The following is a 3,335-nucleotide window of genomic DNA, read 5'->3' on the forward strand; positions in this document are numbered from 1 at the left end:
CTCCGGCGGGTCTACCTGGCCCACACCCTCCCCGGCCGCTCCTGGATCCGCACGGCCGAACTCGCCACCCCCGAAAGCCTGTTGGCGCTCGACTTCGCCGCCCTCGGCGCGGGCGAGCACGGCGGGCTGTGGGAGCCGTACGAGGGCGCCCCGCTCGCCTTCGTCTGCACCAACGCCAAGCGCGACCGCTGCTGCGCCCTGCTCGGCCGCCCGCTCGCGGCCGAGCTGGCGCGGCTCGACGGCAGTGCCGTCTGGGAGACCACCCACATCGGCGGCCACCGCTTCGCCCCCACCCTCCTCGTCCTCCCGTACGGCTACGCGTACGGCCGCGCCGAGGCTCACGCCGTCAAGGACGTCCTGGCGGCGGCCCGCGAGGGCCGGGTCGTCGCGGAGGGCTCGCGCGGCCGCTCGTGCTGGCCGCGCCCGGCCCAGGCGGCCGACCTCGCAGTCCGCGAACTGACCGGCGAGGAGGGCGCGGACGCGCTGGACGTCACGGCCATGGAGACCCATGGCGCGCTCTGGACCGTGACCCTCGCCCACGCCGACGGCCGTACCTGGCAGGTCGACGTGGCCCAGACCGCCTCGGAACCCCCGCGCCCGGAGAGCTGCGGCGCCGAGCCCGGCACCCCGGCGCGCATGGGCGTCCTGGCGATCCGCCCCGCGGGCGCGTCCCGGGCGCGACAAGGCGAATCCCGGGCCCGTTAGGGGCCGTCCCCACCCCCGTACCCTTCCTGGGAGCGGCCGCGCGACCCCGCGAGGGCCGGACGGAGGAGACCACCGCATGCGCTTCCCCTGGCCCCGCCGCGTCTTCTCGCAGGTCCTGCTCATGCAGCTCGCCATCGCCACCGGCGTGACCGCGCTGGCCACCGGCCTCTTCCTCGCCCCGCTCAGCGACCAGTTCGACGACCAGGCGATGCGCCGGGCCCTCGCCATCGCGCAGACCACGGCCGCCCGCCCGGGCCTGGCCGAGGAGCTCCGCGGGCCCGCGGGGTCCGGAGGCCCCTCCCCCGCCGGCCCGGTCCAAGCCGAGGCAGAGCGCGTCCGGAAGTCGACCGGCGCCGAGTACGTCGTGGTCATGGACCGGGACGGGGTCCGCTGGTCGCACACCTCGCCCGGCGAGATCGGGCGGCACGTCTCGACCGACCCGAGCGAGGCGCTCGCGGGCCACGAGGTCATGCAGATCGACGACGGCACCCTCGGCCGCTCCGCCCGCGGCAAGGTGCCGCTGCGCTCCCCCGGCGGCGAGATCGTCGGCGCGGTGTCCGTCGGCATCGCGTACGAGAGCGTCCGCGACCGGCTGGTCTCCGCGGTGCCCGGCCTCCTGGCGTACGCGGGCGGGGCGCTCGCCGTGGGCGCGCTCGCGGCATACGCGGTGTCCCGCAGGCTCCAGCGGCGCACCCACGACCTGGCGTTCTCCGATATCTCGGCGCTGCTGGCCGAGCGCGAGGCGATGCTGCACGGCATCCGCGAGGGCGTGGTCGCGCTCGACGCGCGCGGCAGGATCCGGCTGATGAACGACGAGGCGCAGCGGCTCCTCGGCCTGGGGCCCGAGGCCACCGGGCGGCCGCTGGACGAGGTGCTGGCCCCTGGCCGTACGACGGATGTGCTGGCGGGCCGGGTCACCGGCGACGATCTGCTGACCGTCAGCGGCCACCGCGTCCTGGTCGCCAACCGGACGCCGACCGACGACGGCGGCGCCGTGGCGACCCTGCGCGACCGCACCGAACTGGAGCGGCTGGGCCGCGAGCTGGACGGCACGCGCGGCCTGATCGACGCCCTCCGCGCCCAGGACCACGAGCACGCCAACCGCATGCACACCCTCCTCGGGCTGCTCGAACTCGGCCTGTACGAGGAGGCGGTGGAGTTCGTGACCGAGGTCGTGGGGGTCCACCGGGCGACGGCCGAGCAGGTCACCGAGCGGGTGCGCGACCCGCTGCTGGCCGCCCTGCTGGTGGGCAAGGCGACGGTCGCGGCCGAGCGCGGCGTCTCGCTGCGACTGTCCGCCGACACCGGGCTGCCGGACCGGGTGGTCGACCCGCGCGGCCTGGTGACGGTCGTCGGCAACCTCGTCGACAACGCGCTCGACGCCGCCTCCGGCACCCCGGACGCGAGCGTGGAGATCACGCTGCGGGCGGAGGGCCGTACGGCGGTGCTGCGGGTCGCCGACTCGGGCCCCGGCATCCCGCCCGAGCGGCGCGAACTGGTCTTCACCGAGGGCTGGTCCACCAAGGAGCTGCCCGCACACGGCCGGCGCGGCCTCGGGCTGGCCCTCGTACGGCGGCTGGCCGAGCGGCAGGGCGGCAGCGCGCGGGTCGGCGAAGGGCCGGGCGGCGGCGCCGAGTTCACGGTCGTCCTGCCGGAGGCGCTGACGGCGGACCTGGCGGCGCCCGGGGAAGCCCGGGGAGCGACCGTGGAAGAAGCGATCGCGAGAGAAGCTGACGTGGAAGAAGCGGCCGCGGGAGAAGCGCGATGACCGCCGTGCTCGTCGTGGACGACGACATCCGGGTCGCGGAGATCAACGCGGCCTACGTGGCGAGGATCCCCGGCTTCCACGTGGCCGGTACGGTCCACTCCGCGGGCGAGGCGCTCGCATTCCTGGAGCGCACCCCCGTCGACCTGGTCCTGCTGGACCACTACCTGCCCGACGAGACGGGCCTGGCGCTCGTCAGCCGGCTGCGCCAACTCGGCCACCACACCGACGTGATCATGGTGACGGCGGCCCGGGACCTCGCGACCGTCCAGGCCGCGATGCGCCACGGCGCACTGCAGTACCTGGTGAAGCCGTTCACCTTCGCCGGGCTGCGCGCCAAGCTCGACGGCTACGCCGCGCTGCGCCGGACCCTCGCCGACAGCGGTCTGGCCGAGGGCGGCGAGGCAGGGCAGGAGCAGGTGGACCGGATCTTCGGCGCTCTCGGCACCGCCTCGGCGGGCCCCGCCGGGCTGCCCAAGGGCCACTCCGCGCTCACGGCCGACCTCGTACGGCAGGTGCTGCGCGGCGCGGAGTCCGCGCTGTCGGCGCAGGAGGTCGCCGAGCGGGCGGGGCTCAGCCGGCAGACGGCGCAGCGCTATCTGAAGCTGCTGGAGCGGGCCGGGCGGGTGCGGATGAGCCTGAAGTACGGCGAGACGGGCCGCCCGGAGCACCGCTATCTGTGGATGCGCTCCTGAAGGCCACGGTGGCTGACGTGCCCTCGGCCACCTCGGCCTGTTCCCGGAATGTCCTCAACAACTCCCGGGGTTGCTCAACGCGCTTTCCCCTCGTGCTTCTTGAGGCTCGACCGGACGCCCCGCAGTGTTCCGCCGGAGGTCGCCGACAGCACTCGCCGCCGCGGCGGCGA

General features: G+C 75.6%; 3 protein-coding genes. All 3 read left to right on the plus strand.

Annotation, left to right across the window (positions count from 1 at the left end; genetic code table 11):
- Nucleotides 1-705 (plus strand): sucrase ferredoxin (locus AOK16_RS20680; RefSeq protein WP_055473688.1); only part of this gene is annotated, 705 nt, incomplete at its 5' end.
- 76 nt (nt 706-781) lie between these two features.
- On the plus strand, nt 782-2,473 hold the full coding sequence (locus AOK16_RS20685) for a sensor histidine kinase (RefSeq protein ID WP_055473689.1): 1,692 nt from the start codon (nt 782-784) through the stop codon (nt 2,471-2,473).
- The gene (locus AOK16_RS20690) at nt 2,470-3,165 is read left to right on the plus strand and encodes a response regulator (RefSeq protein ID WP_055473690.1); all 696 of its coding nucleotides are present in this window, start codon (nt 2,470-2,472) and stop codon (nt 3,163-3,165) included. The genes AOK16_RS20685 and AOK16_RS20690 overlap by 4 nt, the downstream gene beginning before the upstream one ends.
- The last annotated feature ends 170 nt before the right edge of the window (nt 3,166-3,335 follow it).

Origin of the sequence: Streptomyces pathocidini, assembly GCF_001418495.1 — a bacterium.
Lineage (GTDB): Bacteria > Actinomycetota > Actinomycetes > Streptomycetales > Streptomycetaceae > Streptomyces > Streptomyces pathocidini.